Here is a 2,201-nt window from a genome sequence, read left to right as displayed (position 1 = left end):
CCAAACCCTCCAAACCCTCCAGGTCATCCAGCAACTTGGGCAACCGCAAGAACGTCGCATGCCCGAGAACCCGCACGACAACGCAGCCGTCACCCCCCTCACCGACCTCCACCCGCACATGGCTGACATCCCAGGCGGTCTTCCCCACGGCAAGCGCGAGCCCGACCGCGACCCCCTCGAACAACCCGGCGACAGCGATGGCGACGGCCGTCACCACGAGCACCGCCACCTCCCCCCGATGCCCGTGCCACAGCACCCTCACCTCCCGCACCGGCACGAGCCCGCACCCGGCATGCACCAACACCCCGGCCAGCGAAGCCACCGGAACAACCCCGAGCACCCCGAACACCCCGGGCACAAAGGCCACAACGGCGAGCAGCCCCACCCCGAACAGAACCCATGCCACGCTCACACGCGCCCGAGCCCGCACCCCTGCCTCGCCCCCAGTGACGGGCACGCCCCCAATGACGGGCACGCCCCCAGTGACACCACGTCCGGCCATCGCGACCATCGGCAACGCCCCAAGCACCCCGCACACCGCGTTCCCGACCCCCTGGGCAAGCAACTCCCGGTCGTAGTCGGTCCGCGCCCCCCGACGCAGCCGATCGACGGCCGCCGCACCGTGCAGCGACTGCGCGGACGCGAGCAGGGCAAGGGCGACGACCGTCCCGATGACCCCCACTTCCGTGAGCCGCCCGAAATCCGCCGCCCCCGGCACCCGCACGGCGGCCGACAGCCCGTGAACCTCCACCCGCCGCACATCCAGGCCGAGCACCCAGGTCACCCCCGAGGCGAGCGCCACCGCCACCAGCGGCCCGGGCACCAGCCTCGCCCCCCACTTCCAGCGCCGCCACAGCAGGAGTACGGCGATGGTGGCGCCGCCGATGCCGAAGGCCACGGGATCCGCGTCCCCGGGCAGCGAGAGCAGCCCGCGCACCGCCCCGAGCGCACTCGTGGGCGTGCTCACGTCACCCAGGGCGTACACCTGCCCGGCGACCAGCACGATCCCGATCCCGGCGAGCATCCCCTGGACGACCGCCACGGACACGGCCCGGAACCACCGCCCGAGCCGCAACGCCCCGAGCCCGAGCTGCACGACACCGGCCGCGAACACCAGCACGCCGAGCATTTCCAGCCCGTACGCCCGCACGGCCTCGAAGACGAGAACGGTGAGCCCCGCCGCCGGCCCGCTCACCCGCAGGCCGCTCCCGGGCAGTACGACGGCGACGAACCCACCGACGATCCCGGTGACCAGCCCCAGCTCGGCAGGCACACCGGAGGCGACGGCGACGCCCACACACAGGGGCAGCGCGGCTAGGAAGACGACGAGAGAAGCGAGGGGATCGGCCTTGCGGACGCCAAAGCGCATGACAAACGCACCTCCGACAGCGAACGGAAGCAGGGCACGGGCGAATGAAATCCATTGTCGGCAGAGCCGGGCAGCCACAGCACCCACTTCTCCCGTCCGCCGGGAAGAAGCGGAGTCAAAGGAAGCCCCGGGAGTCACCCGAACCGGAAGCCCACCTTCCGATCACCCCACCACGCGCCTGCGCCCCCACACAGACGACGAACGACACGCGACAGGCGGCAGACAACAGACACCGGACAACGGACTTGACGCCCTCTCCCACCGAGAGCATTATTCATCGCATGATGAATTACAACGCTCTGCAGCCTGGAGGAGCCGTCCAGGCCGTTGACGCAGTCCAAGTCGGCCCCGCCGTTCAGGCCGAAGCCCTCACCGTCGTACGAGGCACCCGCGAGGTCCTGCGCGGCCTCGACTTCACCGTCCCGCGCGGCCAGATCACCGGCCTGCTCGGCCCCTCGGGCTGCGGAAAGTCGACCCTCATGCGGGCGATCGTCGGCACCCAGGCCAAGGTCACCGGCACCCTCGACGTCCTCGGCCACCCCGCCGGCCACCCCACGCTCCGCACCCGCATCGGGTACGTGACCCAGGCCCCCTCGGTCTACGACGACCTGACGGTCCGCCAGAACCTGGCCTACTTCGCCGCGATCCTCGACCCCGGCCGCGCGGCCGCCGAGCGCCGCCACGAGAACGTCACCCGGGCCATCACCGACGTGGACCTCACCACCCGCGCCGACGCCCTCGCGGGCAACCTCTCCGGCGGCCAGCGCAGCCGCGTCTCCCTGGCGGTGGCCCTCCTGGGCACCCCCGAACTCCTGGTCCTGGACGAACCGAC

Annotated in this window: 2 protein-coding genes; one reads left to right on the top strand and one right to left on the bottom strand. The window is 71.6% G+C overall.

All coding sequences use genetic code 11. From position 1 onward, the window contains the following. On the bottom strand, nt 1-1,369 hold a 1,369-nt coding region (locus tag AOK08_RS41110), incomplete at its 3' end, for a SulP family inorganic anion transporter (protein WP_055535595.1). A gap of 284 nt (nt 1,370-1,653) precedes the next feature. Here AOK08_RS41110 and AOK08_RS41105 point away from each other — a divergent pair. Continuing rightward, nucleotides 1,654-2,201, top strand: a 548-nt coding sequence (locus AOK08_RS41105) for an ATP-binding cassette domain-containing protein (protein WP_422125824.1), incomplete at its 3' end; no start/stop codon positions are given.

Origin of the sequence: Streptomyces graminilatus (genome assembly GCF_001418565.1) — a bacterium.
GTDB lineage: Bacteria > Actinomycetota > Actinomycetes > Streptomycetales > Streptomycetaceae > Streptomyces > Streptomyces graminilatus.
Note: the sequence above shows the minus strand (reverse complement) of the source record. Positions and strands in the feature narration are given on the sequence as shown.